The sequence below is a fragment of the Polynucleobacter sp. Fuers-14 genome, from assembly GCF_018882045.1.
In the GTDB taxonomy this organism is placed as follows: Bacteria; Pseudomonadota; Gammaproteobacteria; order Burkholderiales; family Burkholderiaceae; genus Polynucleobacter.
Genome location: NZ_JACVPG010000003.1, coordinates 359,488 through 384,490 on the forward strand (window position 1 = coordinate 359,488; position 25,003 = coordinate 384,490).

At 47.5% G+C, this 25,003-nt stretch carries 34 protein-coding genes and 1 tRNA gene; 21 read left to right on the forward strand and 14 right to left on the reverse strand.

The window, feature by feature from the left end:
• Position 1 precedes the first annotated feature (1 nt).
• The 8 genes from ICN40_RS02535 to ICN40_RS02570 all read right to left on the reverse strand — a co-directional run bounded on the left by ICN40_RS02535 (position 2) and on the right by ICN40_RS02570 (position 6,049).
• Positions 2 to 1,639, reverse strand: coding sequence for a terminase (locus ICN40_RS02535; protein WP_255561093.1), 1,638 nt, complete (start codon positions 1,637 to 1,639; stop codon positions 2 to 4).
• Positions 1,617 to 2,177 (reverse strand): hypothetical protein, encoded by a 561-nt coding sequence (locus tag ICN40_RS02540; RefSeq protein ID WP_216241911.1) that lies wholly within the window; start codon positions 2,175 to 2,177, stop codon positions 1,617 to 1,619. The genes ICN40_RS02535 and ICN40_RS02540 overlap by 23 nt, the downstream gene beginning before the upstream one ends.
• Positions 2,178 to 2,216: 39 nt before the next feature.
• The gene (locus ICN40_RS02545) at positions 2,217 to 2,405 is read right to left on the reverse strand and encodes a hypothetical protein (protein ID WP_216241913.1); all 189 of its coding nucleotides are present in this window, start codon (positions 2,403 to 2,405) and stop codon (positions 2,217 to 2,219) included.
• Positions 2,406 to 2,602: 197 nt separating this feature from the next.
• On the reverse strand, positions 2,603 to 2,785 hold the full coding sequence (locus ICN40_RS02550; RefSeq protein WP_216241915.1) for a hypothetical protein: 183 nt from the start codon (positions 2,783 to 2,785) through the stop codon (positions 2,603 to 2,605).
• A complete protein-coding gene (locus ICN40_RS02555; protein WP_255561094.1) occupies positions 2,773 to 3,255 on the reverse strand; it encodes a DNA cytosine methyltransferase in 483 nt (160 codons plus the stop codon). Before ICN40_RS02555 ends, ICN40_RS02550 begins: the two co-directional genes overlap by 13 nt.
• A gap of 339 nt (positions 3,256 to 3,594) precedes the next feature.
• Positions 3,595 to 3,798 (reverse strand): hypothetical protein, encoded by a 204-nt coding sequence (locus ICN40_RS02560; RefSeq protein ID WP_216241919.1) that lies wholly within the window; start codon positions 3,796 to 3,798, stop codon positions 3,595 to 3,597.
• A 1-nt stretch (position 3,799) separates the two neighbouring features.
• On the reverse strand, positions 3,800 to 5,824 hold the full coding sequence (locus ICN40_RS02565; RefSeq protein WP_216241921.1) for an AAA family ATPase: 2,025 nt from the start codon (positions 5,822 to 5,824) through the stop codon (positions 3,800 to 3,802).
• A 9-nt stretch (positions 5,825 to 5,833) separates the two neighbouring features.
• Entirely contained in the window at positions 5,834 to 6,049 is a 216-nt protein-coding gene (locus ICN40_RS02570; RefSeq protein ID WP_216241923.1) for a helix-turn-helix transcriptional regulator, read from the reverse strand.
• A 127-nt stretch (positions 6,050 to 6,176) separates the two neighbouring features.
• Between ICN40_RS02570 and ICN40_RS02575 the strand changes: the two genes are divergently transcribed.
• The 17 genes from ICN40_RS02575 to ICN40_RS02650 all read left to right on the forward strand — a co-directional run bounded on the left by ICN40_RS02575 (position 6,177) and on the right by ICN40_RS02650 (position 16,665).
• On the forward strand, positions 6,177 to 6,911 hold the full coding sequence (locus ICN40_RS02575; protein WP_216241925.1) for a LexA family transcriptional regulator: 735 nt from the start codon (positions 6,177 to 6,179) through the stop codon (positions 6,909 to 6,911).
• Positions 6,911 to 7,270 (forward strand): hypothetical protein, encoded by a 360-nt coding sequence (locus tag ICN40_RS02580; RefSeq protein ID WP_216241927.1) that lies wholly within the window; start codon positions 6,911 to 6,913, stop codon positions 7,268 to 7,270. Before ICN40_RS02575 ends, ICN40_RS02580 begins: the two co-directional genes overlap by 1 nt.
• A gap of 204 nt (positions 7,271 to 7,474) precedes the next feature.
• On the forward strand, positions 7,475 to 7,597 hold the full coding sequence (locus ICN40_RS11705) for a hypothetical protein (protein WP_255561095.1): 123 nt from the start codon (positions 7,475 to 7,477) through the stop codon (positions 7,595 to 7,597).
• On the forward strand, positions 7,594 to 7,950 hold the full coding sequence (locus ICN40_RS02585; protein ID WP_216241929.1) for a hypothetical protein: 357 nt from the start codon (positions 7,594 to 7,596) through the stop codon (positions 7,948 to 7,950). The genes ICN40_RS11705 and ICN40_RS02585 overlap by 4 nt, the downstream gene beginning before the upstream one ends.
• A gap of 2 nt (positions 7,951 to 7,952) precedes the next feature.
• The gene (locus tag ICN40_RS02590; protein ID WP_216241930.1) at positions 7,953 to 8,339 is read left to right on the forward strand and encodes a hypothetical protein; all 387 of its coding nucleotides are present in this window, start codon (positions 7,953 to 7,955) and stop codon (positions 8,337 to 8,339) included.
• Between the two features lie 2 nt (positions 8,340 to 8,341).
• A complete protein-coding gene (locus tag ICN40_RS02595; RefSeq protein ID WP_216241933.1) occupies positions 8,342 to 9,643 on the forward strand; it encodes a DUF2800 domain-containing protein in 1,302 nt (433 codons plus the stop codon).
• Positions 9,640 to 9,831, forward strand: coding sequence for a hypothetical protein (locus ICN40_RS02600; RefSeq protein WP_216241934.1), 192 nt, complete (start codon positions 9,640 to 9,642; stop codon positions 9,829 to 9,831). Before ICN40_RS02595 ends, ICN40_RS02600 begins: the two co-directional genes overlap by 4 nt.
• Positions 9,828 to 10,385, forward strand: coding sequence for an ssDNA-binding protein (locus ICN40_RS02605; RefSeq protein ID WP_216241936.1), 558 nt, complete (start codon positions 9,828 to 9,830; stop codon positions 10,383 to 10,385). The genes ICN40_RS02600 and ICN40_RS02605 overlap by 4 nt, the downstream gene beginning before the upstream one ends.
• A complete protein-coding gene (locus tag ICN40_RS02610) occupies positions 10,382 to 10,567 on the forward strand; it encodes a hypothetical protein (RefSeq protein ID WP_216241938.1) in 186 nt (61 codons plus the stop codon). The genes ICN40_RS02605 and ICN40_RS02610 overlap by 4 nt, the downstream gene beginning before the upstream one ends.
• A gap of 121 nt (positions 10,568 to 10,688) precedes the next feature.
• Positions 10,689 to 10,892, forward strand: coding sequence for a hypothetical protein (locus ICN40_RS02615; RefSeq protein ID WP_216241940.1), 204 nt, complete (start codon positions 10,689 to 10,691; stop codon positions 10,890 to 10,892).
• Positions 10,892 to 13,000, forward strand: a complete 2,109-nt coding sequence (locus tag ICN40_RS02620; protein WP_216241942.1) for a DNA polymerase — start codon at positions 10,892 to 10,894, stop codon at positions 12,998 to 13,000. The genes ICN40_RS02615 and ICN40_RS02620 overlap by 1 nt, the downstream gene beginning before the upstream one ends.
• A gap of 107 nt (positions 13,001 to 13,107) precedes the next feature.
• A complete protein-coding gene (locus tag ICN40_RS02625) occupies positions 13,108 to 13,440 on the forward strand; it encodes a VRR-NUC domain-containing protein (protein WP_308281759.1) in 333 nt (110 codons plus the stop codon).
• Positions 13,437 to 13,628 carry a hypothetical protein gene (locus ICN40_RS02630; RefSeq protein ID WP_216241944.1) on the forward strand — a complete coding sequence of 64 codons (192 nt, stop codon included), beginning with the start codon at positions 13,437 to 13,439 and terminating at the stop codon, positions 13,626 to 13,628. The genes ICN40_RS02625 and ICN40_RS02630 overlap by 4 nt, the downstream gene beginning before the upstream one ends.
• Entirely contained in the window at positions 13,625 to 15,007 is a 1,383-nt protein-coding gene (locus ICN40_RS02635) for a DEAD/DEAH box helicase (RefSeq protein WP_255561096.1), read from the forward strand. The genes ICN40_RS02630 and ICN40_RS02635 overlap by 4 nt, the downstream gene beginning before the upstream one ends.
• Positions 15,004 to 15,192 (forward strand): hypothetical protein, encoded by a 189-nt coding sequence (locus ICN40_RS02640; protein WP_216241946.1) that lies wholly within the window; start codon positions 15,004 to 15,006, stop codon positions 15,190 to 15,192. Before ICN40_RS02635 ends, ICN40_RS02640 begins: the two co-directional genes overlap by 4 nt.
• Positions 15,183 to 15,392 carry a DUF4224 domain-containing protein gene (locus ICN40_RS02645; RefSeq protein WP_216241949.1) on the forward strand — a complete coding sequence of 70 codons (210 nt, stop codon included), beginning with the start codon at positions 15,183 to 15,185 and terminating at the stop codon, positions 15,390 to 15,392. Before ICN40_RS02640 ends, ICN40_RS02645 begins: the two co-directional genes overlap by 10 nt.
• A gap of 172 nt (positions 15,393 to 15,564) precedes the next feature.
• Positions 15,565 to 16,665: a site-specific integrase gene (locus ICN40_RS02650; protein ID WP_216241951.1), complete on the forward strand. Its 1,101-nt coding sequence runs from the start codon at positions 15,565 to 15,567 to the stop codon at positions 16,663 to 16,665.
• A 73-nt stretch (positions 16,666 to 16,738) separates the two neighbouring features.
• Here the strand turns inward: ICN40_RS02650 and ICN40_RS02655 are convergent.
• Positions 16,739 to 16,815: transfer RNA gene (locus tag ICN40_RS02655), tRNA-Arg, on the reverse strand.
• An 18-nt stretch (positions 16,816 to 16,833) separates the two neighbouring features.
• Between ICN40_RS02655 and greB the strand changes: the two genes are divergently transcribed.
• On the forward strand, positions 16,834 to 17,334 hold the full coding sequence (greB, locus tag ICN40_RS02660; RefSeq protein ID WP_072582514.1) for a transcription elongation factor GreB: 501 nt from the start codon (positions 16,834 to 16,836) through the stop codon (positions 17,332 to 17,334).
• Positions 17,335 to 17,337: 3 nt separating this feature from the next.
• Here the strand turns inward: greB and ICN40_RS02665 are convergent, their stop codons facing one another.
• The 4 genes from ICN40_RS02665 to ICN40_RS02680 are packed head-to-tail and all read right to left on the reverse strand — an operon-like array spanning position 17,338 to position 21,591.
• Entirely contained in the window at positions 17,338 to 19,743 is a 2,406-nt protein-coding gene (locus ICN40_RS02665) for a bifunctional (p)ppGpp synthetase/guanosine-3',5'-bis(diphosphate) 3'-pyrophosphohydrolase (RefSeq protein ID WP_216241953.1), read from the reverse strand.
• A gap of 15 nt (positions 19,744 to 19,758) precedes the next feature.
• Positions 19,759 to 19,962: a DNA-directed RNA polymerase subunit omega gene (gene rpoZ, locus ICN40_RS02670; RefSeq protein WP_011902918.1), complete on the reverse strand. Its 204-nt coding sequence runs from the start codon at positions 19,960 to 19,962 to the stop codon at positions 19,759 to 19,761.
• A gap of 44 nt (positions 19,963 to 20,006) precedes the next feature.
• On the reverse strand, positions 20,007 to 20,645 hold the full coding sequence (gene gmk / locus ICN40_RS02675; protein ID WP_216241955.1) for a guanylate kinase: 639 nt from the start codon (positions 20,643 to 20,645) through the stop codon (positions 20,007 to 20,009).
• Between the two features lie 16 nt (positions 20,646 to 20,661).
• A complete protein-coding gene (locus tag ICN40_RS02680; RefSeq protein ID WP_216241957.1) occupies positions 20,662 to 21,591 on the reverse strand; it encodes a YicC/YloC family endoribonuclease in 930 nt (309 codons plus the stop codon).
• Positions 21,592 to 21,658: 67 nt separating this feature from the next.
• Between ICN40_RS02680 and rph the strand changes: the two genes are divergently transcribed.
• Genes rph through hemW form a run of 3 tightly spaced genes read left to right on the forward strand, consistent with a single transcriptional unit; the run spans position 21,659 to position 24,178 of the window.
• Positions 21,659 to 22,399 carry a ribonuclease PH gene (gene rph, locus ICN40_RS02685; protein ID WP_216241959.1) on the forward strand — a complete coding sequence of 247 codons (741 nt, stop codon included), beginning with the start codon at positions 21,659 to 21,661 and terminating at the stop codon, positions 22,397 to 22,399.
• Positions 22,400 to 22,407: 8 nt separating this feature from the next.
• Positions 22,408 to 22,998: an RdgB/HAM1 family non-canonical purine NTP pyrophosphatase gene (rdgB, locus tag ICN40_RS02690; RefSeq protein ID WP_216241961.1), complete on the forward strand. Its 591-nt coding sequence runs from the start codon at positions 22,408 to 22,410 to the stop codon at positions 22,996 to 22,998.
• Entirely contained in the window at positions 22,991 to 24,178 is a 1,188-nt protein-coding gene (gene hemW, locus ICN40_RS02695) for a radical SAM family heme chaperone HemW (protein ID WP_216241963.1), read from the forward strand. The genes rdgB and hemW overlap by 8 nt, the downstream gene beginning before the upstream one ends.
• Before the next feature lie 27 nt (positions 24,179 to 24,205).
• Here the strand turns inward: hemW and ICN40_RS02700 are convergent, their stop codons facing one another.
• Entirely contained in the window at positions 24,206 to 25,003 is a 798-nt protein-coding gene (locus ICN40_RS02700; RefSeq protein WP_216241965.1) for an enoyl-CoA hydratase/isomerase family protein, read from the reverse strand.

The following is a 25,003-nucleotide window of genomic DNA, read 5'->3' on the forward strand; positions in this document are numbered from 1 at the left end:
CCTAGCGTATGTTGGTAAGCGGATCGTAGTCACGATTTTGCGAACTATGGAAACTGTGGGACTCTTCCATCGGGTCATAGTTGAGCGAACTACGCGCCCCTTTTCCGAAAATCGCTTTGAGGTCACGGTTCTTAGGCGTATCAATTAGCGCGAGTACGTAGGCACTAGCCCAGTCTGGGGAGCGTCCTATGCGGTCAACAATTTGCTCACGACTCTCGACGTAGATCGTAGAGCCTGAGAGCGACCAAGTGGGTGCGCACAAGTCTGCAAGTAGCCGTGGGTCAGGTGGCAGGGCAATGCCGGTGTTGTTCACGGGATCCAATGCTTCGCGCATCATCCACCACAGCTGCGAACGTAGATTTTTAAAGCGCAATCGTCCCGACTTGTCAGTACCCACAGCACGTTCCGATACGTTTACGCCGGTTACTTGCTGGTGGGCTTCAACCAAGAAGTCGTAAGGTGACGCGCCCACACCGATTACGTCAATGTGCTGAGGTGCGCCATCACGGGTTGCGGCAATCGTCAAGCCCGCAACGGTTGGGCCATCCTTGCTTTGCTCTCCGGTGTAGGTCAGCGCTTCGTCAAACCACATGCCAGCATGGCGACGGGCAATCACGGTGTTGTCGCGCCCGCCTCTAGCCACGTCCACGCCAACACTCACCATTTCCGCTAAGCGCAAAGGCTTGACCCAACGCTTTTGTGCAATCTCCACCCAGTCCGTTGGGATCACTTGCCATGGGTCATCCTCAATGCCTGCTTGGAAATCGCCATAGAGCATTTGACTACGTAAAGGTTCGGGCATTGCTTGGAGCGTGGCCATATATCCGGTTCCAGTGAGGTAAGGGTTGTCTGATACGCGTGAGGGGATGAAGGTACGAGAGAGCGGGATGATGATGTCTTGAGCCTGAAACTTCTTGGGATCAAAGTCATAGACACGTTCACCCTTGACAAGCACAAAAGGCCGCTTGTCTGCTACCTCAATGTCCTTGCCATCGATTGTTGCGAAGCATCGAATCTCGCCTGGTTGCGCAGGGTTCGGGTGCTTCTTGTCCAACCATGGCGCAAAGAAGCCAATCACCCAGCGCCCTTCGGCAGTAGTAGGCGGGTTGAACGTTAAGAGCGCTTGGCACTTCTGACCTGGCGTAGTAGTGCGCAGCCAACCGAGCAAAAAGCGCACAGAAGCTTCCAAAAAGTTAGCGGCTTCGTCAAATACGAGCAGATCGTGAGGTCTGCCCTGATATTTCATTTCGTCACCAACGTTAGGCACAGAACCAAACTCAATTTGCCCTTGTGGTAGTCGCCATATTCGATCTTGGCCGTTGTAACCATCGCGCCCACCGAGTAAATCGGTGAGTCGATCGAGAATTCCGGTCAATTGCGTGGCTTCACGGCGCAGCATCATCACTTTGCGGTGTTGCATGAGAGCTTTGCCACACGCTAAATCGGTTTTGCCCCCGCCTGCTGCCCCACCGTAGCCGATGATGTCGGCATCAGAGAGATAGGCCTGTGTTTGTGGCCCTGGCAAAGGCCGCCAGGGGACAATATCGGCTTGCAAAATGGCATCTACTTCCTCACGCTCTTGCGCAGTGAGAAAAGGCAATGCGTTTTCAATATCGCTAGACGAGATCGCTTGCATCATTGGCTTGTCGCGCTTGGGCAGTAGCAATGATCGCGGCCAACTTAGCGGCCTTTTCGCTTTCCGTGAGTGTCAAGCTGCCATCGGGATTACTCACATTGACCTCAGAGCGTTCACGATAGCGCTCAGGGCGATGAGCCTTGAGCAAGAACATGGCCAATTGATCGGAATACTTCTTGACTGTGGCAATAGCTGGTTGCCCGTTGGCATCTAGTTTGAGTTTAGGGATCCCGTTTTCGTCCTTGACAACGCGCCCAGTGCTATCGAATTCGTATTGATAGGTGAAGCTACCTTGATGGGTTAAAGGCTCGTCTATGCCATCTATGGCGCGTCTGTGAACCTCTTGCTCCATGCGCTCAACACTCTCTTCAAGCGCTTCATCCCAGGCATCGGAAAATTCTTTGTTGGTCTTTTTGTAATTACGAAACGTTTTGGGCGCGAGGCCGAGGGTTCGTGCAGCGCGAGTCACGTTGGGAACTTCGCGTAGTAGCGTTAAGAAATCCTCTAGGGATTTTTCGGAGATAGCTCGGCCTTGTGACATGCTGCCGAATGTGCCACCTCTTTGCCGAGGTATGGAAACTTAACGCTGCTTGTGGTTGATGATCTTGCTTACTTGCCCTTTGCTAATTTCAAATTTCTCAGCTGCTTGCTTCTGAGTGAGTTCGCCACTCTCAACCATTTGCCGTAAGGTTTCTACTTCACGGTTCGATAATTTCGCTTTCCAGTAATTTTTTACTAGTAGGTATTTATTTACAAGTTTCCTATTCACTTCTATTCTCCGTGTAATAAATTGCAAGTTAGTGATTTTTATTTGCTAATCCACTTCATTACTTCTTTACTTCCCTAAAGGGTAAAGTAAAGAAAGTAATGTAAAAAAAGTGGATATTTACCTTTGTTACTTCTCATTACTAATCACAAAAGTAATAAAAGTAACTTCCATCAATTTGCAACTTGCAAAGTTTTGCATCACTCCCAACCACCTTCGTACCAAGATTTTTTTTTAGTTAATTGAATAATCTCTTGTGCTTTTTTCTCATGCTTAAGTGTTAATTGCTCACTGCAATCAGCCAAACAAAGCTCAAGAAACAGCCTGTCTTCTGTGCTTTTAGAAGCTTCCCATTCATCTTTTTGAAAATCTATTTCCCCCATTGCGCCCCCATAGCCTCTGCTACGCCTTTATATGTTGTGCTCCTTAACTTCCACCTATCAACACTTGGCGGCATCTTATGAACTCTTTGCTCTCTACCCTCTACTATGTCCGTAGGCACAAGCTTTGGCAGTCCTTTTAGCCACAAGCAAGTAGCTTTTGTTTCACCGTGGCCGAACATCCAAGGTTGAATAACTTGATCAGGCTTTCGATAAAGTGAAGACATGATGCAAATTGGATTTTCAATAGCGATACGTGGAATATCCAGCTTGGCCAACATCATAAAAAAGGCGACGCTCGCCTGCTGACGCCCAGCCAATTGCTTTGCTTTAAAGTGCCGAGCTCCACTTACAGACAGGTCGGTGCAAGGGGGATGGGCGATCATTAGGTCCCATGGGTAGTCAAGGACATCCCTAACGTCGCCTTGATAGTGTGGTCCAGGGGCGTCGGTAGGAAGAAGGTCACAGCTCATAGAATCATGCCCCCCCCCCCTAATGAAAGCATCGCGCACAATACCAGAGTATTCGCAAGCTACAAGAACTCTCATTCGCCGCCCTTTATGAACCAAAGCGCCATCGATACCGCGCCCAAAATAAAACTCAAAGTAACAACTACGCTAAAGACAAGGACAGTAGCAATAAAATCGTGGTATTCAGTCATCTCTTACCCTCCGAGATATAGGCAGAAAAGAATATGCAAAGTAGCCCCAACAACGGCCTGTCAATAGTTACCAAATAGCAAAAGCCGGCGCAGGCAACTACCTTAGACAGGAGTACATAGGTCTTATCGGTCATATCTTTGAAATAGTTGATCATTCGTTTTCTCCGTCATACCCAAACTCAATACAAAGATTGCTTAATAGCCCATTGACCCTGTTATTCCATGTTTCTGAATCCACGCTAGAAGGCCAAGGAATTAACTGATTCTTAATAACCTTGACTGCCAATAGGTAACATTGCTCCCTTGCTACCGCTTGCTCTGCTGAAATACGATCTTCCTTAGTAAATGTAGTCATTTCACACCTCCTTAAATTGCAATTTGCCATTGGCTGATTCAACCCTGCCGTCTGCTACCAGTGAATCAACCGCTCTTAAAGCCAAAGTCCTACGTTGATCTTGCTTACCCTCGCCTCTCAACATATTGCTCACCATTGCCTCGATGAACTCTCCAACTTGCACACCATCACCACTTAAATCACCATCAATCAACTCAGTAAGTAATCGAATCGCTAAGCGCTCGTTCTTGCCTTTAGGTTCTTTACGCTTACTAGGGCGGCCGCCATCGTTGTGCTCAAGTACGCAGCTGGTGATCTCGTCGCCGTCCAGGTCAAGGCCAACTGTCACGGTATGCAACTTGAACCCGAAGCTAGCGCTGTCTTCACCATCTTTAAGTTTTGTCACAGTGGCCGCCCTGGCATCTTCGGAGCGCATCACTTCAATCTCTGCATCGGCAGCTGCACGAAGACCGGACCAACCTCGGGCCCCTTTAGATGAATCCTTACCGGAGTGATGCACCAAGAGCACTAATGCGCCTGTAGCGCGATGAATACCTTTGCAGTGAGCCAAGGCCTTACCAACATCCTCACCACTGTTCTCATTGGCTCCTGGCATCACCTGAGCGAAGGTATCAAGTACCACAATGTCAGCGCCACCCGAAGCTACAATGGCCTTAGCAATTTCTACAGCATCATTCTTTTCCATCATGTTGGGGGCTGCAGCGATCACACCAATAGGCAGATTACTCAGTTCAATTTGGTGTTGATGCGAGTAAGCTTTTAATCGATTGCGAAAGCCACCAGCGCCTTCGGCCGCGACATATACGACTTTGCCTTGATGCACTTTTTTGCCGCGCCACTCTTGGCCAAGGGCAATCGCAGCGCACAGATCCAAGGCAAAGAAGGTTTTGCCTGAGCCTGAATCGCCGTAAAGCACCGCCAACTCTGCTTTAGGCAATATGTCTTTAACAATCCAGCGAGGTGCGGGGCGTAGCGAGAACTCATGGGCAGGCTCTACGACGAATTTAGCTTTTAGTGTTTGAGAATCGCTCTCTTCTGTTTGAGTTTGAGCGCTAACTGTTTGACTGATAGCGTCAAAATCAGCCAAAGTATCTACATTGACATACCCGATAGCGTTAGTGAACTCTGCATCGCTACGATGTTCACAATGGGCGTGCAGGCACTTGAAGTGGCCAAGGGCGTAGCCACCGGTATGGGCCGGCCAATAGGTAGTAGAAGACTCTCCCGATTCAGAGGTGTGCTCATCCTCCCAGGGGCAAGCAATATGCAAGCGCCCATCGCGCTCAGCTTTCTTGACTAAGTTCTTATCTACAAGATACTGCGCTACTGGATCGGTAGAGAAGACATCGGCAAGCTTTTGTTGCTTGATTGAACTGGTTGATTGTGTAGGTGCTTCAACCGCAAAGCGCTGCGCAAGATCGTCCCACAACTGCTCAAATTCTTGGGTGCTTATTGTTGGTAGCTCATCGGGCAGGCCATCACGCCATTCGTACCGTGAACCTGAGGGATGTTGACCACAAGCAATGAACTGTTGACCCGTGGCCAAGAACTCCACCATGCCGTGCGCTGTCTTGAAACGCTTTTTAAAATGCTCACCTTCAGAGATAAAGGCCAGCAAGAACTTAGGACTGTTAGCGCGGTACCGCATCGGTAGGTTAAAGCGCTCAGTAATAAAGGAGTGGATGGCAGCCGCTTCACTAGCATCGCTTACATCAACGTCCAAGGCGCGAACCTTTCGAGTCTGTAGGCAAATTCCATAATCAGGCTCACGACTCCACTTTTCAATATCGCCCGTAGTGGCTTCGTACTGAGTCCATTGAGAAAAGCCAATGGCTTGGCGCTGATTGTTGTATTGACTGGGTGTTTTACCCGTCGATTGCATTGATGAATTCGGACTAATAGCCGCATCGGGATTGGAGATCACGGGAAGAAGATCAGCACCAAGACCTAAAAGCATGTCAAAGTGCAACCATTCTTCGCGGGTGGCTCCGCAGCCCTTTAAGGGAAGTTTGAGGACGTTCGGCATGTAGGCGGCCTAGTTGTCTGCGAAACGTTCGGGGTAGAGGATCTCTATTTCAGTAATGGCGTAGCCAAAATGCTTAGCCAATCGTTCCGCTAATTCAGGAGAGGCATTACTCATCCCGTTTTCAATTCTTGATAAGTGTCCTGGATTGGTTCCTACAGCTGATGCCACGTCTAAGAGGGTTTGCCCTCGTTTTATTCTGTTTTGCTTTATGAGGGAAATCGGCATTTGGCACCTTAAAGTTTAGTGGGGAGAAACTAATTCCCCGCTATGTTGCCTCATACGCAATTACCTTGTCAACACCCTTGTTAAATAAAATTGCCTCACAGGCAAATTAAGGGTATAAATGGTTTATATGAATAAGCTAGACCAACCATCCCCTAACGTTGACCGCTTTGCCGCGAACGTGGGTAGCGCCATCCATTTTTATAGAATTAGAAAAGGGCTAACAATTGCCGATTTAGCTACACAAGTTGGGGTAAATAAAAGCTCTATTTCCAAAATTGAAAACGGCAAACAAGGGTACACCGGCGAAACTATTAAAAAGATCGCAGAGGCTTTAGATATAAGCGCTACAGAGATTTTTAAATTTGCTGAAGCGCACACTGCAGCTGAAGAAGCAAATGAGCATATTGATTGGGAGAAAGAAGCGGCGCACGCCAGTCTTGAAGCTATTGAAGATTCAGTTCACGACAGGATAAGGACGACAGTAGTGCCGCTAATCTCTTGGGTGCAAGCCGGTACCTGGCAGACCTTAGCGGATCCGAATGTGGACTCACCAGGCGCGAATGAGTTAATAGCCACCACCTATAAGGCTAAACCCCATACCTATGCCTTAAGAGTGCGCGGGGATAGCATGGAGCCTAAGTTTCCTGAAGGCTGCATCATTATCGTAGAACCTGAAGAAGACGCCCTACCTGGTAAGTATGTAATTGTTAGGCAAAACGGGGATGAGGCTACCTTTAAGCAGCTGATAAAAGATGGATCTACCCTGCTTCTTAAACCTTTAAATGATCGATACCCGATCATGGAACTGCGAAAGGATGCCGTGTTTTGTGGTGTGGTCCGCAAAATGGAGATGGATATTTAATGAATAATTTATTTTCTAAAGCCGAGGAAATTAAAAAGTCGGATGATAAGCAAATACGCAATGCTTTATTGGTATGCACCCTTATAGCTATTGGCTTAGCCGTTGTTTTAAACCTCACGGGTTGCGCCGCAAGTGCCACTCAAAAACAAGATTACGCGGTTTACTTTAATTGCTTAGTAGCCCAGGCTCGGCAGGCAGATGACAAGCGATCAGATGCCGTGAGCATTGCAATGGCAATTCAAAACATGTGTATTCAAGATTTAAACAACGTAAGCTGGTCGGCCGCTGCGAGCTCTGGTCAAGCAAGAAGAGAAGTAGCTTTGAACGCAGTGCTATACGCCCGCAATCACCCAAAATAAAAGGCTTCAACATCGCTCAGCCCGCTCTTTAGCGGGCTTTTTTATGACCCTTTCTTATTCTTTTAAAGAATAAAAGTTGCTCGCTAAATAACTATTCGATCTAAAGAAATAGAAAATTTCGTTTGACGCAACTTATTTGTTGCGTGTACAGTCTCCCTATGGTTGCGTAGTAAGCAACTTTTAAAAGCCTAGGGAGGGCACGAAATGTCAGCAAAACCAATCTTAGCGGGGCGCAGCTACCTCGTAAGCCTTAACGGCAACTTACAAATTGTCTTGGCCAAGAACCCAATCGATGCGTTGTGGATTGTTTTAGGGAACGCACTATGAGCTATCACCCTAAATCAACCTTAAGCGACAACGAATTTCTCACCTATGCCGAGCGTTTGGTTGATGACCTTACCAGCACTGAGTTAGAAATTGAGCTAATTCGCCGCTTCAAAGCAACAGTTGGCCTTTCTGACTATGCAGCTGCTTGCGAAGGCTACGAGCTTAAAGAGCTAGATGAAATTTTTAAGTTCTACGACGAGAACAGAGCCTTAGTTAATGACTTAGCCGAACTAGGCATAAATGATTCCGATGATCTTGAGAGATACGTTGATGTAAAGAACGAATACCAAGAGCGTTGCGATGTAGCAGAAAGCCGTCTTTTAAATATCCGTACCTTAACTAACCAGGAGTAAATATGTCATTAGAACTTGCAATCCAACAAAACACTGAAGCGTTGAACGTTTTGGTAAGCCTACTCAAATCCGGCAATGTGTCTGCTGCACTTACGCCAAAAGCTGCACCAAAAGACGCGGTAGTGAAAACAGTCACTCCTACACCAGCCGCACCGGCCCTCAAGGTTGAAGCCGTAGCCGTTGCTGCTGAACCTAATGAAACAGCACAGGCCAAGATCACCTATGAGGATATTCGCAAACCCTTCCTTGATATGGTCAACAAGAAAGGCCGCGCTGTAGCAGAAGCTTTATTGCTTGATCTTGGGTTAGAGCCTGGTCAAAAACTTTCAGCAATTGCCGAAGCAGATTACGGCAAAGCATTGTCAGCAATTCAAAAGGCGAGCGCTTAATCATGTCCGGTAAACACGCCATTTTGTCGCCCTCGTCTGCGCATCGCTGGATGGTGTGCACTGGTGCTCCAGCTATGGAGCAAGGCATTGAAGATAAAGGCAGTGAGTACGCCGATGAAGGTACTGCTGCCCACTTCCTAGGTGCCACCTGCCTAACAGAAAAAACAGATGCAAAGAACTATATCGGCAGAGGGATAGTTCTGTGGGAAAGTGAAGATGCTAGCGGCGAAAGCTGGCGTGAGCACGTCCCTACCCTTGCAAAACGTAAGGCTGAATTTGTGGTTGATGGTGACATGATCGATTATGTTCAGCGCTACGTTGATCTAGTGCGCGAATACGCAGTTGGTGGAGAGCTATTAGTTGAGCAGGCGCTACCCATTGGCCACCTCACCGGCGAAGAAGATGCTGAAGGTACTGGGGATGCCGTTGTATTGCGTGAGTCTGAAATTACTGTAGCCGACTTGAAATACGGCCGTGGTGTAGAAGTTAGCGCGATAGATAACGAGCAGTTAAAGCTCTATGGTTTAGGCGCACTAGAGAAGTATTCAATCTTAGGTGACTTCACATCGGTTCGCCTAGTCATTATTCAGCCCCGTATTAGCTATGCACCTAGTGAATGGGTTATCTCGGTTGACGAACTATTACTCTTTGCAAAAGAAGTAATGATCCAGTCAGCACAGGCTATGGAATTGTGGGATAGAGAAATTGAAGAATTAACTGAGTTCTTAACCCCTGGTACTGATACTTGCCAATGGTGTAAAGCAAAAGCTACTTGCCCAAAGCTATCAGGGTTCGTAGAAGAGGCAATCGGCGCTAAGTTTACCGATCTCACTACGGCCGATGCCCTTGAGCAAGAAGCTACCGTTAAAAAACTTATCCCTTCTGATGCCTCACTTGGCGCAAAGATGGACACCCTAGAGTTAATTGAAGGTTGGTGCAAAGCTATTCGCGCAGAAGTTGAGCGTGAGCTCCTAGCGGGCAAACCAGTAGCAGGCTACAAGTTAGTACAAGGCCGTAAGAGTGCACGCTCCTGGTCTGATGACACCGAAGCTGAAACCGTACTTAAGTCAATGCGCCTTAAACAAGAGCAAATGTATGACTTGAAATTGATAAGCCCAACAACAGCCGAGAAGGTTCTTAAAGAATCACCTAAGCGTTGGAAGCGTATCGAGTCGTTGATTAGCCAATCTGAAGGTAAGCCAAGCGTAGCGCCAGTTACCGACAAGCGCCCTGCTTTAGAACTTAAGCCACTTGAAGATAGTTTTGATGTGATTGAGCCATCAGTTGCGGAAGACTTGGTATGAAATTAAAAATTCCATTCCGAGGGTGGCAGCCACCAATTTACGAAGGGGCATTGCCTTTTGATGCAAGGCAAATCCTAAAAGAAGCAGCGGCAGCCCCTATTGAAATTCGTCGCATGGCGGTAGATGCCGCCATAGATCGAGTGATGTTGATGTACCCCCAATTTTTTAAACAAGGAGATTCAAAATGAAAGTGAAATTAACAAATGTACGCTTGGCCTTCCCTGCATTATTTGAGCCAAAATCTGTAAACGCTGGTGATGATCCTCGCTTCTCAGCCGCCTTTCCTATCGCACCAACTAGCGAAAATGCTAAGGCATTAAGCAACGCAGTAGCTTCAGTAGCAAAAGAAAAATGGGGCGCTAAAGCCGATGCCATTTTGACTGAACTCAAAAGCAAAGGCCGTGTCGCTTATAAAGAATCAGCCTTATCAAAAGACGGTGAAGTGTACGACGGCTTCGAGGGTATGCACACTTTTAACGCCACCAACAAAGTGCGCCCATTGGTAATCGATAGCAATAAAACACCGCTTACCGCAGCCGATGGTAAGCCTTACGCTGGTTGCTATGTTGATGTGATCGTCGAGTTTTGGGCTCAAGACAACTCATACGGCAAACGTGTTAATGCCACCCTATCAGGCGTTCAGTTTCGCGCCGATGGTGATGCCTTCTCCGGTGGCCGCCCAGCTAGTACCGATGAGTTTGATGATCTTGCTCAAGGGGCTGAATCAGAGGCACTTGCATGAGCGAGAAAACCGAGCTCTTAAGGGTCGAATTCCACAAGGACGCTATGCGCGTAGCAAAGAAGGCCAACCCATTGGACTTCATTGTTTCAGAGCTTGGCGCGATTGTGGAGCGTATGCCGAGCAGTTTGATGGCAGACGTTCATACGGCTCAAAAGATCACCGTGATCTTTACCACCGAGTAACACCCATTGTGCTTTCTAGCGAGAGCACTTTGGCGGCCAGCGTGCGACAAGCTCCTTCACGTGAGGACAAGACCCTCCCAGGGTTGTGCGCTGGCCACCAAAGTTAAACAGGAGAAAAAGAATGAGCTATAAAAATTTGAAGTTTGAAGAGCCGATTAAATACCCAAGCACTTTCACTAGAAAAGGTCCTGGGCGTAGGCATAAAGCTAAGGCAGATAAAAAACGGGTAACAAAAATCAGCTTTGCTTCTGCGATTACCGAGTGGATTACTCAGCAAAACTTAAAGCAAATGGCTATTCGTCTATCCAAAAAGCAAGCCGCCTAATGAAACTGTGGATTGATACCGAAACGTACTCAGAAGTACCTATTAAACAAGGTACCTATAAGTATGTGGCCAACACCGAAATGATGGTGGTTACTTGGGCTATTGATAAAGAGCCAGTGCAGCTATGGGATCTTACTTCTGACCCTGCAATGCCTAGCGATCTAGCTATGGCCATGTTAGAAGCCGAGATTGCATCAGCGCACAACGCCCTATTCGATCGCTTGGTGACAAATCATCATTTGCCTCAGTACGCCATCCCCCTAGAGAAGTGGCGCTGCACAATGGTGAAGGCACTGGCTCACTCCCTACCTGGCAGCCTTGATAAGCTTTGTGAAATTCTGAAGGTACCACAAGATAAAGCCAAATTAAAAGTAGGTAAAGAACTGGTAAAACTTTTCTGCAAACCGCGCCCTAAGAATTCAAAAATGCGCAGAGCTACTAAAGAAACTCATCCCGCTGAATGGGCGCAATTTCTTGAATATGCCAAGATGGATATTGACGCTATGCGCGAGGTTGATAGCCGCCTACCAAGCTGGAATTACTCAGGGTTTGAGCTAGACCTTTGGCACCTTGACCAACGAATTAACGATAGGGGCTTCAAGGTTGATCTTGATTTAGCAGAGTCGGTAATTGAGGCTGTAGCAAAAGAACAGGCCAAGCTTGCTGATAAAACGCTAGAGATCACAAACGGGGAAGTATCAAGCACTACCAAACGTGATGCCCTGCTTGAGCACATCCTTGGAGAGTATTTAATTTCCTTGCCGGATTTACAAGGGTCAACCTTAGAGCGTCGCCTAGCCGATCCTGATATTCCCGAAGGTTTAAAAGAGCTTCTACGCATCCGATTGCAAGCTAGCACTACAAGTACCTCCAAATACAAAGCGCTTGTCAACGGCACTACTGAAGGCCGCCTAAGGGGCACTCTACAGTTTGATGGCGCTGGCCGTACTGGGCGCTGGTCGGGCCGTACCTTCCAGCCTCAGAACTTGCCACGCTATGCACTAGATACGATTGCCAATTACTTTGATCTAAACGCATGGGATATTGAACCGGAGCACATTGAGCAATATCTTGATGAAGGCATTGGCTTATTGAAATCCGGCGCAGCCGACTTGGTTTTTGAAAACATCATGGCCTTGTGCTCTAACGCAATCCGTAGTTGCATTGTTGCACCTGAAAATAGAAAGCTGGTAGTAGCCGACTTATCCAATATCGAAGGTCGAGTACTCGCTTGGCTAGCTGATGAAGAATGGAAGCTTAATGCCTTTAATGAATTTGATATGGGTACTGGTGCCGACTTGTATAAGTTGGCCTACGCTAAATCATTTCGCATTGAACCAGGCGCGGTAAATAAAGAGCAACGTCAAGTTGGTAAGGTTCAAGAGCTCGCCCTCGGTTATGAGGGTGGAGTTGGGGCGTTCTTAACGTTCTCACTAGCATATAACATTGACCTAGAAGATATGGCCCAATCGGCTTATGAGTCTTTACCTAGCCAAGTATATGAAGAGGCGGCAGGTTTTTACGATTGGGCGCTAAAGCAGAAGCGCTCTACCTTTGGCCTATCCCGTGAAGCCTTTATTGTTTGTGATTCATTCAAGCGTTTGTGGCGCTATGCCCACCCTAATACCGCCTCCCTTTGGAAAGAATTAGAGTTCGCTTGCATTGAAGCGGTAAGCAATCCAGGCACAACAATTTATTGCCGCAAGTTTAAGGTTCGCCGTGATGGTGCTTGGCTACGCATTGGCTTGCCCAGCGGCCGCGCCCTTTGCTACCCGCAACCCCAATTAGAAAACGGCAAGTTGTCCTATATGGGGATGAATCAATACACCCGCCAGTGGTCACGCATCAAGACCTATGGGGGCAAGTTGATAGAGAACTGTTGCCAAGCCGTAGCACGTGACGTGATGGCTTCAAACATGCAGCAAATTGAAAACGCTGGCTTTGACATCACGCTAACTGTGCATGACGAGATCATTTGCGAAGCTGAAGACCACGACCTATGGAATGAGCACCGGCTAGCTGCGCTGATGAGTCGGCAGCCTGATTGGGCCGAAGGACTACCGCTAGCGGCAGCTGGATATGAAGCCTACAGATACAGAAAGGAATAGACCATGAGCAATCGACTATCAACCACCTTAAAGCTTTACCGAATCTATCGCAAAGCGCGGCACTATTCACGTCGTCAAGCCCTTGTTCAAGCATGGAGATTAACTGCGTGAGAAAAATTAGAGAACGAGATATTGAAAGCTATCTCCGTATTCGTGCTAAGGCAATGGGTGGCGAAGTGCGTAAGGTTGAATGGGTTGGCCGTCGTGGCGCTCCCGACCGCTTGCTCATGGTTAAGGCTAGACCACTTAGCAAGTCACTAGATTGCGCTTGGTGCAGACCCGTTGGCCGTGCAGTTTGGATTGAGTTGAAAGCGCCAGGCGAGAAACCCGAACCCCATCAATTACGCGAGCACATTCGCATGAGAGAAATGGGCCAAGACGTTCGAGTGATTGATTCTTTTGAGTTAGTAGAAGCCGTTATGAGTGAGCTATTTATATGATTACCGTACACGTTGAAAACATCGAACCGACTATTGAAGAGATTAGTCTTATCCATCCTACGATAGATAAAGACCAGTTGAGAAAAGCATTAGTTGATTTTACTGAGAGCTTAAAAGTGCATCTTGAAGCACGCGCTACGCTCGATGCCCTTTTCCAACTAGCAGCTAGTAAGGCGACAATACATTGAGCCGGAAGATATACACCCCTCGGCAGTATCAAGGCCTCATTAGTGGTCATATCTTTGATGTGCCCCGCTGCGCTATATGGGCGGGCATGGGCTTGGGTAAAACAATTTCCACCTTAACCGCTTTAGATGGTTTATTCCTAGCGGGTGAAGATCAACCCGCCTTAGTGTTGGCCCCGTTGCGGGTAGCTCGTACTACTTGGCCCGAGGAAGCAAGAAAGTGGCAACACCTTAGACACGTATCGGTTATGCCGATTGTTGGTAATGAAGCTGAACGACGCATGGCTTTAAAGCATGAGGCTTCTGTATATACAACCAACTATGAGCAATTACCTTGGCTGGTTGATTACTACGGCGACCGCTGGCCCTTCAATACTGTGATCTCTGATGAGTCCACCAAGCTTAAATCCTTCCGGCTGAGACAAGGCGGTAAACGCGCCCAGTCTTTAGCTCGGGTAGCTCATACCAAGATCAAGCGCTTTGTCGAATTAACGGGTACTTGTGCGCCTAACGGCTTGCAAGACCTTTGGGGGCAAATGTGGTTTATCGATGGCGGTGAACGCTTAGGGCGTACCTACTCCAGTTTTAAAGATCGTTGGTTTCAAAAGGCGCATAACGGCTTTGGCACTATTGCCCTACCCCATGCCCAAAAAGAAATCCAAGAAAAGCTAAGAGATATTTGCCTAACAATTGATGCAGCCGATTGGTTCGATTTAGAAGATCCGATTGTGAATAACATTTACGTGGATCTACCTGTAAAGGCAAGAGCCCTTTATGACGATATGCAAAAGCGTATGTTCATGGAGCTAGAGGGTATTGAGGTTGAAGCCTTTAATGCAGCGGCAAGAACTATTAAATGCTTGCAGATTGCCAATGGTGCCGCCTATGTAGATGACTCTCAAAACTGGCGAGAAGTGCACGATGAAAAGATCCAAGCACTAGAGGATATTGTTGAAGAGGCTGCAGGCGCTCCGGTACTGGTGGCCTACCATTTCAAATCAGACTTAGCCAGACTGATGCACGCTTTCCCTAAAGGCCGTGTGCTTGATAGCAACCCCAATACGATTAAAGAATGGAATGAAGGCAAGATCCAAATTCTGTTTGCTCACCCTCAATCGGCAGGTCACGGCTTGAACCTACAAGATGGCGGCAATATTTTGGTGTTCTTTGCGCATTGGTGGAATCTTGAAGAGCGCTTGCAGATCATCGAACGTATTGGCCCAGTGCGCCAAATGCAAGCAGGCCATCACCGCCCCGTATTCATTCACAACATTATTGCGCGAGATACCGTTGATGAAATGGTTATTGAGCGAGTTGAAACCAAGAAAGAAGTTCAGGACATTTTGCTTGATGCAATGAAGAAGAAAGGAATTATTAGATGAGCGGTAATAAATTTGATAGTTACGTATTGCACATTGAACAATCAACTTTAGATAAGTTAAATGGTGCCCGTGAATTGCTTATTGAAAATAGAGGTAGAGCCTACGACTTTGATTTAATTATTCGTAAGGCTTTGGGTAGGTACCTTACAGCGCTTAAATACGAGGCAAAGCAGAAGTGTTCCTAACGGCAGCCGAACTAAGAGAGCTTACGGGGCGTATCCAAAAGAACGCCCAAGCGGAGGCATTGCGTCACATGGGAATTGAGCATAAGCTTAGACCTGATGGAAGTGTGGCCGTCTTACGCGCCCATGTTGAGCGCTCACTCGGCCTTAACGAAGCAGTAAAAAACATGAAAACAATTGAGCCAAACTGGAGTGCGCTTTAAATGAAAGAACTATGGGTTTGCAATGCTGACAAAATGGTATTCAAAATTGATAGGGCTACGCTTGAGCCCATAGGTAGTTCTGTTTATGATGCGTATTGTTTTTCTGCTCCTGATTACGAAAGAGAATACATAAACATAGCAGAGTGGTATGAGTTAAGAAAGGCAAAGGAAAATGCCTAAGCCAAGAAAAGCAGAAAACAAAGGGCTACCCGCTCGCTGGAAACTAAACCACGGAGCCTACTATTATCAAGTTCCTCCAGGTCTTGAAGCCAAATGGGAAGGCAAGAAAATGTTTAGGCTTGGCAAGACTTTGCCGGAGGCTTATGCAAAATGGGCTGAGCGCATTGGCCATCTTGATAGTGCTGAAACAATCTCGGAGCTATTAGATCGATACCTATTAGAGGTAGTGCCGACTAAAGCACCCTCTAGCCGTGAATCAAACATTCTTTGGATCAAGCAAATTCGTAGTGTCTTCGGCTCTCTCAAGCTAAGCATGATTCAACCCCAACATATCTACAAGTACGTGGATAAGCGCAGTCAAAAGAAGCTAAATGAGAACGGCAGAATGACTGGTGGGAAAACTACCGCCCATCGTGAAATGGAAGTGCTCTCCCACGCCTTCACTAAAGCCGTGGAGTGGGGCTATATCCATCGTCACCCGTTCAAGAATGAAGTAAGACTCAAAGGCGAGATAGCTAGGGATAGGTACATCGAGGATTGGGAGATTGTCGAAATGCTCTCAATGGAGTCTCGCCGTAAGAAAGGTAGCGTGGGTGCGATACAAGCCTACATACGCTTAAAAATCATTACTGGAATGGCTAGGTCTGACCTACTTCGCCTCACCATGTCCAACTTTAAAGATGATGGAATCCATATTCAGCGTCACAAAACCGCTAAATCAACCGGTAAGCGCACGATCTACGCTTGGGATGCCGAGCTAGGGGATTGCGTTGAAAAGGCTAAGGCGGCCCGTCCAGTGCTCTCAGCTTTCCTATTTTGCAAGCGCAACGGGGAAGGCTACATCAATGAGGAAACGGGTAAGGCCGATGGCTGGGACTCGATGTGGCAACGCTTTTGCGCCAGGGTACTCAAGGAGACCAAGATTGAAGCTAGCTTTACCGAGCATGACCTAAGGGCTAAGTGCGCTTCAGATGCAGAAACCCTAGAGCACGCAAGGGCATTATTAAGCCATGCCGACGCTAGAACCACGGACAAAATCTACCGCAGAAAGCCTGAAAAGATCGCTTCGTTAGGCATGAAAAAGGCTTCTTAGAGTGGTTTTCTATAGTGCAATTACGATTCTATAGTGCAAAAGGTAAGGGCCCCCGACAGGAGGCCCTTATAGTTGGTGCGGCTGGCAGGAATTGAACCCACGACCCCTTGGTTCGTAGCCAAGTACTCTATCCAGCTGAGCTACAGCCGCAACAGCCATAATTATGCCATGGAAGAGAAGAACTACATCACCCCCGCTGGTCACGAACGCATTAAGACCGAGCTCCTTCAGCTCTTAAACCTTGATAGACCGGAGGTTGTCAAGGTTGTGCACTGGGCTGCCAGCAATGGCGATCGATCTGAAAATGGGGACTATATCTACGGGAAAAAGCGTTTAAGGGAGATAGATAGACGCATCCGCTTCCTTAATAAACGCCTAGAATTTGCCGTGGTTGTCGATAATTCTGCTCGAAAATCAGGAGAAAATGACTCTGAGCAGGTGTTCTTTGGGGCTACTGTGACCTACGCAACCCTGGAAGGACCCGAAGCCAACAAGAAGACCTTCATCACAATTGTGGGCGTTGATGAGGTTGACCTCGATAAAGGGCATGTCAGTTGGGTCTCACCTATAGCCAAGGCCTTAATCAAGTCTCGGATCGGAGACTGTGTTTTTATACAAACACCCACCGGCCCCGCTGAAATTGAAATCTTAGACGTTCAATACTTGTAAAACTTAAACAGCACGAGTTCGGGTCACGCGCATGACATCAGGATTGGCACGTAAACTGCGCATCACCTTAGAAAGATGCAATCGGTCATAAACTTGGATCGTAAAGCGAATAGTTACCGAGTCTTCTTTGAAGCGATCTTCCATGGATACATTCATGATGTTGGAGTCTGCTGAAGTAACACTACTCGCCACTCTAGCCAAAACACCTTTGCCCTGACGCGTATCGATCGCTAGATCCAATTCAAACTCGCGATTCAGCTCTTTGCCCCACTCGACCTCGACCCACTTATCACTATCCTTAGAGAGCATGCGCAATGCCACCGGACAATCGTTGGTGTGAACTTGCAATCCTTCGCCCTTGCCAAGGTAACCAATGATGTTGTCGCCTGGTATAGGATGGCAGCAAGTTTGGAAATGAATCGAATTGCCCTCGCGTCCATCGACCAAGATGGCTTGGCGTTGATGATGTTGGCTTGGCTCTTGATTAGGTGCGACCCAATCAGCAACGCCTAAACGCATTTGCTCAGCCCCGCCCTCATCATCAATCAAAATTTTCAGACGAATAGCTAACTCCTGGGGAGAGCGTCTGCCTAAAGCAATATTGACACATGCTTCTTCGCGGGTTTTATCACCCGTCCAATGCGTTAGCTTTTCCCAAATTTCTGGACTTAACAGGGCTGCATCAACACCTTGCTGACGTAAAGCATTTGCCAAAAGACGCTCGCCAAGTTGAAGTGATTCAGAATAATGTTTTGTTTTAAGGGAATGTCGTATGGAGGCACGTGCTTTTCCGGTACGCACAAATGCCAACCAACCTGGATTAGGTTGTGAGCTTGCTGAAGTAATGACTTCAACAATGTCACTATTCTTAAGCTCACTACGCAAGGGCAATTGCAGGCCGTTGATTTTGACAGCTACGCAGGTATTACCCAGATCACTATGGATAGAGTAAGCAAAATCTAGAGCAGTTGCGCCCCTTGGTAAGGCCCTAATCTGCCCAGTGGGGGTAAACACATAAACCGCATCTGGGAACAAGTCAATTTTGACATGTTCTAAAAATTCTTGAGAGTCACCGCTGCTATCCTGAATATCAATCAAGGACTGCAGCCATTGGTGGGCCCTGTTTTGCACCTCACTCATATCAGGGGAGCCGTCTTTATAAGCCCAATGCGCAGCTACTCCAGCTTCAGCTACCGCATGCATTTCCGTTGTACGAATCTGAAACTCCACCGGCACGCCTGAAGGACCCAATAAAGTGGTGTGTAAAGATTGATAGCCATTTAATTTAGGGATCGCAATGTAATCCTTAAATTTCCCTGGCATAGGCTTGTATAGAGAATGCAAGATACCGAGTGCGCGATAGCATTCATCAATGGAATGTACGGTAACCCGGAATGCATACACATCTAATACCTGCGAAAAGCTTAAATGCTTTGAGCGCATCTTGGTATAGATGCTAAAGAGCGTCTTCTCACGACCGCGCAGGTCAACCTCTAAATTGGCTTTAGCAAAGGCCATGCGTGATGCCTGCAAAATCTTCTCAACCATTTCCTTGCGGTTGCCGCGCGCACGCTTAACAGCCCCCTCAATGACTCGGAAACGCATGGGCATGGAGTATCGGAAGCTGAGATCTTGTAGATCACGGTAAATGATGTTCAACCCAAGACGATGGGCGATTGGTGCGTAGATTTCAATTGTTTCAGCGGCTACACGACGGCGCTTCTCCATGGGTACAGCATCCAGGGTGCGCATATTGTGGGTGCGGTCAGCAAGCTTGACCAAGATGACACGAACGTCACGCGCCATGGCCATAAACATCTTGCGAAAGCTCTCTGCTTGCGCCTCCGCATGACTTTGAAATTCTAATTTATCGAGTTTGGTTAAGCCCTCAACTAACTCTGCCACCTTATTGCCAAACTTTTCAACCAAATCTGCTTTAGTACAGCCGGTATCTTCAATCACATCATGCATCAATGCGGCCATGATGGATGGCGCATCCAAGCGCCACGTTGCACATAGTTCAGCCACAGCAACTGGATGGGTAATGTAAGGTTCGCCGCTATGACGGTATTGACCTAGATGAGCAGCATCAGAAAACTGAAATGCCTTTTTAACCTGTGCAATTTCTTCAGGCTTGAGATAGGAAAGCTTAGACAGCAATCCCTCAATAGAAACTACTTGATGTTTGAGCGGAAGTATCGGCGCAGATGTCGGGCCGAACAAATGACGACTCGATTGCGCCAATAAACTCGCAATGATGGATTTTTTACCACTTTGAATTGGTGTGTCGGAAATTGCATCCAACAACTGTGCTTGAGCTGAATCTCGTGAAGAGTCAAGCGAAGCATCCTTAGACGAGATGCTTCCTACTTTTTCCGATGTATTGGCTAGTCCTAAAGGGAGCTCCACACCGGAACTCCTTAATTACAGAGGTACTTTGGTCAACATGTCACGGTCAGTCACACCAGCAGCCACTTCACGCAATGCAACTACGGTAGCTTTATCTCTGGACTCAACACGTGGGGAGTGACCTTGTACTAATTGGCGAGCACGATATGTCGCAGCCAAAACCAGTTCAAAACGGTTTGGAATAGTTTTAAGGCAATCTTCTACAGTAATACGTGCCATGCTGGACTCACTTAATTTAGCTTCAATACCTATAGGATAACTGATTAGACCCCGAGACGCTTCAAAAGTGCTGGATTTCTGGCCATACTGGGGCCAGAGCGCAGCCGGCTGGAAGCTAATATGTGCTTTAAATCGATCAATGCCTGATCAAATGAATCGTTCACCACGATGTAATCCGCCTCATGGGCATGCAGAAGCTCTACATGGGCAGCTGCCAAGCGGCGTTGGATTGTGGCTTCATCATCCTGACCGCGCTTACGTAGCCGGTCTTCTAAAGCCTTTATCGATGGCGGGAAGATAAAGATCCACTGCACAGAAGGTATTAACTTCCGAATTTGTTGGGCACCCTGCCAATCAATCTCTAGCATGACATCACTGCCAGACTGCATTTGAGATTCAATCCAAGGTTTTGAGGTGCCATAAAAATGACCATGGACTTCTGCCCACTCTAAAAAATGTCCCTGATCACGTTCTTGCAAAAAATCTTCTTTTGCCAGAAACCGGTAATCCTTGCCATCCACTTCACCAGGTCGTGGTGTGCGTGTGGTGGTTGATAAAGATAACTTCAGTCCAGCTTCGTCTTTAAGCAAGGCATTTACCAAAGAGGATTTTCCTGCGCCTGAGGGCGCAACAATCATCAACATGCTGCCTTGGTAGGATGGTGTCGGAGTGGAGTTAGTCATAAATCAATAGTAAGGATTACTCGAGGTTTTGAACTTGCTCACGCATTTGCTCAATCATAAGCTTGAGTTCTAAGGCTGCTTGTGTGCACTCCCCTGATACAGACTTTGAGCTTAAGGTATTGGCTTCGCGATTTAACTCTTGCATCAAAAAATCTAAACGCTTACCAACAGGGCCTTTGCCTGCAAGCGCGGTATCTACTGCCTGAAGATGGGTCTTTAAGCGTGCGAACTCTTCAGCCACATCGATGCGCACTGCATAGAGCACAACTTCTTGACGAATGCGCTCCATCAGTTCAGCGCCTGCCTTGGCTTTTTCTTGAGCAGCTAGCGCTTCAGCGAGACGCTCTGTGAGTTTTTCTTGGTACTGAGCCACATACTCTGGAACTTTAGGTTCAATCACTTTCACGATGTCACGCATCTTGCCAGTGATACTGATAAGTACACCAACCAAGGCCTTACCTTCGGCGTGACGACTCTCCATGAGGGCTGCTAGGGCGGCGCGCCCAGCTTCAACTGTGGCAGTGATCCAGCCATCTTCCTCACCACGAGGCTCGGAAACAATACCTGGCCAACGCAACACTTCAGCAATACTCAATTCTTGTGCTTTTGGAAAAGCCTCTTGGGCTTTCTCTTGAAGGGTGTATAGGGCATCAAGACGATCGCGACTAATTGCACCTAGAGCGTGGGGATTACTTTTGGCAGCACCTGCTGCGGCGCTATTGACCCGCCATGCTGCTCTAAACTCGACTTTTCCGCGCGATAGGCTTTGTGTGGCCAGCTCTCGCAAGGCAGGCTCTGCCCCACGACACTCGTCCGGAAGACGAAATCCTAGATCTAGAAAGCGGCTATTAACAGCCCGACATTCCACCTGCAGATCAGCAACTACGCCCGCTCCTAGGGAGACTTGGCGAGAAGCGCTGCCATAACCAGTCATGCTCGATATCATATGGACATTGTAGATTCATTATTGAACTAGACCCGATTCAGACCCTAACCCCACAGGACCCCTATCCATGAGCACAGCAAACCCAGCCAATATTGCCCGCCCTAGCGGCCGTAAGCCCACCGATTTGCGCCCAGTTACCATTTCTAGAGCCTTCACCAAACATGCTGAAGGATCAGTATTGATCGCCTTTGGGGATACCAAGGTACTGTGTACTGCCAGCATTCTCGAAAAGGTGCCTCCGCATAAGAAAGGCTCTGGCGAAGGTTGGGTTACTGCTGAATATGGCATGCTGCCCCGCTCCACCCATACCCGTAGTGATCGTGAGGCGGCCCGCGGCAAACAATCAGGCCGTACCCAAGAAATCCAACGCCTCATTGGTCGTGCCATGCGTAGCGTCTTTGATTTAAAAGTATTGGGCGAAAGAACCATTCACCTCGATTGCGACGTACTGCAGGCTGATGGCGGAACACGTACTGCATCTATTACCGGCGCCTATGTTGCGGCTCGTGATGCAGTAAACCAACTTCTTAAAAGTGGCGCCCTAAGCAAGGACCCCATTATCGATAGCGTTGCCGCAATTTCTGTTGGCATTTATCAAGGCGTTCCAGTGCTGGACTTGGATTACCCAGAAGACTCTTCATGCGATACCGATATGAATGTGGTCATGACGGGCAAAGGCGGAATGATTGAAGTTCAAGGCACAGCAGAAGGCACTGCTTTCTCTCGAGCAGAACTCAATGCACTCCTGGATCTGGCCGAGCATGGTATTCAAGAACTCACCCAAATGCAAAGCGATGCATTGAAATAAAGATCCACATGCAAAAGCTCGTTCTCGCATCCAATAATACCGGCAAGGTCAAAGAGTTTGAGGCGCTATTGGCGCCCTTAAACTTTCAAGTGATTCCCCAGGGTGAATTAGGCATACCTTCTGCTGAAGAGCCTCACTTCACCTTTGTTGAAAATGCCCTTGCTAAGGCAAGGCATGCAAGCGCTGCGTCAGGCTTACCGGCATTAGCTGATGACTCCGGAATTTGTGCTCATGCTCTAAATGGCCAGCCTGGCGTTTTATCGGCTCGCTTTGCGGGTGAGCAAGGTGATGATGCTGCGAACAATCGAAAACTCATTCAAGATTTAAAAGATCAGGCAGATCGAGGCGCGCATTATGTGTGCGCATTGGTTTTCGTAAATAGCGCAAATGATCCTGAACCTATCATTGTGCAAACACGTTGGTATGGGCAAATTGTTGATCAAGCTGCTGGTAGTAATGGTTTTGGATATGACCCCTATTTCTTTTTGCCGGATCAAAATTGCACCGCTGCTGAGTTAGGGCCAGAAAAAAAGAATTCAATCAGTCATCGCGGTCAAGCACTACGTGAACTGATTGCACAACTCAAAAGCCGTGCTTAATTCAAGCCTCACCAAAGTAACGCTGACTGCATTGCCACCTTTGGCTTTGTATATTCACTTTCCTTGGTGCGAAAAGAAATGTCCCTATTGCGATTTCAATTCACATCAAATTAAAGAGGGTATTAGTAAGGCTGGGTTTGACGAACAGCGTTATATCAATGCACTAATTGCTGACCTAGAAACAGAACTTCCTAATATTTGGGGGCGTCAAGTCCACAGCATCTTTATTGGTGGCGGAACGCCAAGCCTGCTATCTGCCGAAGGCATGGATCAACTGCTTTGTGCCGTTCGCGCTCGAGTGAACCTTGAGCCCGATGCTGAAATTACGATGGAGGCAAATCCCGGATCCATTGAGGCAGATAAATTTGCAGGATTTGCAAAGGCAGGCATTAATCGAGTATCGATCGGAGTTCAGAGCTTTCAGGATGAACAGCTCAAAGCCCTGGGACGTATACACAATGGCGAGGAAGCCAAGCGCGCAATAGCAATTGCCCTGAAACACTTCAAAGCGGTGAATCTGGACTTGATGTACGGACTCCCAATGCAGACTTTAGAGTTGGCTAAAGCGGATATTGAGATGGCCCTTTCTTTTAAAACTCCTCATCTCTCTTTTTACAACCTCACGCTGGAACCAAATACCTACTTTGCAAACTTTCCTCCGCAATTACCTAGCGATGATGAAGTGGATGCCATCTTTGAGCAGAATTTAGATTTACTCACCAAGGCAGGCTATAACCGTTATGAAGTCTCTGCCTATGCTCAGAAAAACCAAGAGTGCAAACACAATCTGAACTACTGGCGCTTTGGTGATTACATTGGCATTGGCGCAGGTGCTCATGGAAAGATTTCTTTTCCAGACAAGATTACTCGCCAAGTAAGGGAGCGTCATCCAGAAAGTTATATGCAAGCAATGGAAACTAAAGGCAATGCATTAATTGAATCTAGGGTTCTTGAAGCTAAGGATCTGCCTTTCGAATTCATGCTCAATACTCTAAGGCTGACCGATGGCGTTGCCACCAATACTTTCAGCGAGAGAACTGGTCTGCCTTTAAACGTGATTAGCAAAGGCTTAGCTGAGGCAAGTAATAAGCAATTGCTGGATGAGAATCCCAGTCAGCTTAAAGCTACACCACTAGGCATGCGCTACCTCAACAATCTTCAAGAGCTGTTTTTGGATTAAACCGTTTTGGCTGCTGTGCGTTGAGCGCTAGCTACCTGTCCAAATAGGTGGCTCACCCTTTAGGAATGAAGCAACTCCGTTTTGGAAATCATTGCTGCCATAGGTTTCACTAATGAGGTCACTACAGTCGGGCAGATTATTTTTAATTAATCTTGCCAATACTAGCTTGCTAGATTTTTGCGTAATGGGAGCTAACTTACTCAGTCGCTCTGCGAGATTGACGGCCTCTTGACCTAGCTGCTCTTGTTCATATGTTGCTAAAAGATATCCTTGTTGGAGCAACTCTTTTGCAGTAATCATTTCCGCAAGAAGCAGCATACGTTTAACAATGTTGATTCCTAAATGAGCGACTAACCAAGCAATATTTGCAGCAGATAAACAGTTACCAAGTGTTTTGGCTATAGGTACGCCAAACTTTGCATCAGGAGTTGAGATTCGGAAATCACAGCAACTGGCTATCGCCAGGCCGCCGCCTACAGCCATACCATCGATAACGGCAATTGTTGGAATAGGCAAGGTGGCAAGCGGACCTAGGTAATCATCAATCCCCTCTTCATAGCGAATGCCGTCTTGCCCCTCTTTAAAACTAGCAAATTGCGCTATATCGCTACCGGATATAAAAGACTTGCCGCCAGCACCGCGCAAGATGGCTACACGTATCTTGGGATTCTTGGCAATATCTTCACAGATTGACTTCAGGCTTTGATACATCCCTACTGTCATTGCATTGCGAGCTGCTACATGATCAAAATTTATGTAGGCAATGTTACCCTGCGTCTCTAAAACGACTTGAGCAACATTGCCCCCTTTTTCGGAATCACTCAT

Excerpts from the sequence above, each read along its gene's own strand:
- ICN40_RS02535 (WP_255561093.1), bottom strand. The coding sequence starts at position 1,639 with ATGATGCAAGCGATCTCGTCTAGCGATATTGAAAACGCATTGCCTTTT.
- ICN40_RS02540 (WP_216241911.1), bottom strand. The coding sequence starts at position 2,177 with ATGTCACAAGGCCGAGCTATCTCCGAAAAATCCCTAGAGGATTTCTTA.
- ICN40_RS02550 (WP_216241915.1), bottom strand. The coding sequence starts at position 2,785 with ATGGGGGAAATAGATTTTCAAAAAGATGAATGGGAAGCTTCTAAAAGC.
- ICN40_RS02555 (WP_255561094.1), bottom strand. The coding sequence starts at position 3,255 with ATGAGCTGTGACCTTCTTCCTACCGACGCCCCTGGACCACACTATCAA.
- ICN40_RS02560 (WP_216241919.1), bottom strand. The coding sequence starts at position 3,798 with ATGACTACATTTACTAAGGAAGATCGTATTTCAGCAGAGCAAGCGGTA.
- ICN40_RS02565 (WP_216241921.1), bottom strand. The coding sequence starts at position 5,824 with ATGCCGAACGTCCTCAAACTTCCCTTAAAGGGCTGCGGAGCCACCCGC.
- ICN40_RS02570 (WP_216241923.1), bottom strand. The coding sequence starts at position 6,049 with ATGCCGATTTCCCTCATAAAGCAAAACAGAATAAAACGAGGGCAAACC.
- ICN40_RS02575 (WP_216241925.1), top strand. The coding sequence starts at position 6,177 with ATGAATAAGCTAGACCAACCATCCCCTAACGTTGACCGCTTTGCCGCG.
- ICN40_RS02580 (WP_216241927.1), top strand. The coding sequence starts at position 6,911 with ATGAATAATTTATTTTCTAAAGCCGAGGAAATTAAAAAGTCGGATGAT.
- ICN40_RS11705 (WP_255561095.1), top strand. The coding sequence starts at position 7,475 with ATGTCAGCAAAACCAATCTTAGCGGGGCGCAGCTACCTCGTAAGCCTT.
- ICN40_RS02585 (WP_216241929.1), top strand. The coding sequence starts at position 7,594 with ATGAGCTATCACCCTAAATCAACCTTAAGCGACAACGAATTTCTCACC.
- ICN40_RS02590 (WP_216241930.1), top strand. The coding sequence starts at position 7,953 with ATGTCATTAGAACTTGCAATCCAACAAAACACTGAAGCGTTGAACGTT.
- ICN40_RS02595 (WP_216241933.1), top strand. The coding sequence starts at position 8,342 with ATGTCCGGTAAACACGCCATTTTGTCGCCCTCGTCTGCGCATCGCTGG.
- ICN40_RS02600 (WP_216241934.1), top strand. The coding sequence starts at position 9,640 with ATGAAATTAAAAATTCCATTCCGAGGGTGGCAGCCACCAATTTACGAA.
- ICN40_RS02605 (WP_216241936.1), top strand. The coding sequence starts at position 9,828 with ATGAAAGTGAAATTAACAAATGTACGCTTGGCCTTCCCTGCATTATTT.
- ICN40_RS02610 (WP_216241938.1), top strand. The coding sequence starts at position 10,382 with ATGAGCGAGAAAACCGAGCTCTTAAGGGTCGAATTCCACAAGGACGCT.
- ICN40_RS02615 (WP_216241940.1), top strand. The coding sequence starts at position 10,689 with ATGAGCTATAAAAATTTGAAGTTTGAAGAGCCGATTAAATACCCAAGC.
- ICN40_RS02620 (WP_216241942.1), top strand. The coding sequence starts at position 10,892 with ATGAAACTGTGGATTGATACCGAAACGTACTCAGAAGTACCTATTAAA.
- ICN40_RS02630 (WP_216241944.1), top strand. The coding sequence starts at position 13,437 with ATGATTACCGTACACGTTGAAAACATCGAACCGACTATTGAAGAGATT.
- ICN40_RS02640 (WP_216241946.1), top strand. The coding sequence starts at position 15,004 with ATGAGCGGTAATAAATTTGATAGTTACGTATTGCACATTGAACAATCA.
- ICN40_RS02650 (WP_216241951.1), top strand. The coding sequence starts at position 15,565 with ATGCCTAAGCCAAGAAAAGCAGAAAACAAAGGGCTACCCGCTCGCTGG.
- greB (WP_072582514.1), top strand. The coding sequence starts at position 16,834 with ATGGAAGAGAAGAACTACATCACCCCCGCTGGTCACGAACGCATTAAG.
- rpoZ (WP_011902918.1), bottom strand. The coding sequence starts at position 19,962 with ATGGCACGTATTACTGTAGAAGATTGCCTTAAAACTATTCCAAACCGT.
- gmk (WP_216241955.1), bottom strand. The coding sequence starts at position 20,645 with ATGACTAACTCCACTCCGACACCATCCTACCAAGGCAGCATGTTGATG.
- ICN40_RS02680 (WP_216241957.1), bottom strand. The coding sequence starts at position 21,591 with ATGATATCGAGCATGACTGGTTATGGCAGCGCTTCTCGCCAAGTCTCC.
- rph (WP_216241959.1), top strand. The coding sequence starts at position 21,659 with ATGAGCACAGCAAACCCAGCCAATATTGCCCGCCCTAGCGGCCGTAAG.
- rdgB (WP_216241961.1), top strand. The coding sequence starts at position 22,408 with ATGCAAAAGCTCGTTCTCGCATCCAATAATACCGGCAAGGTCAAAGAG.
- ICN40_RS02700 (WP_216241965.1), bottom strand. The coding sequence starts at position 25,003 with ATGAGTGATTCCGAAAAAGGGGGCAATGTTGCTCAAGTCGTTTTAGAG.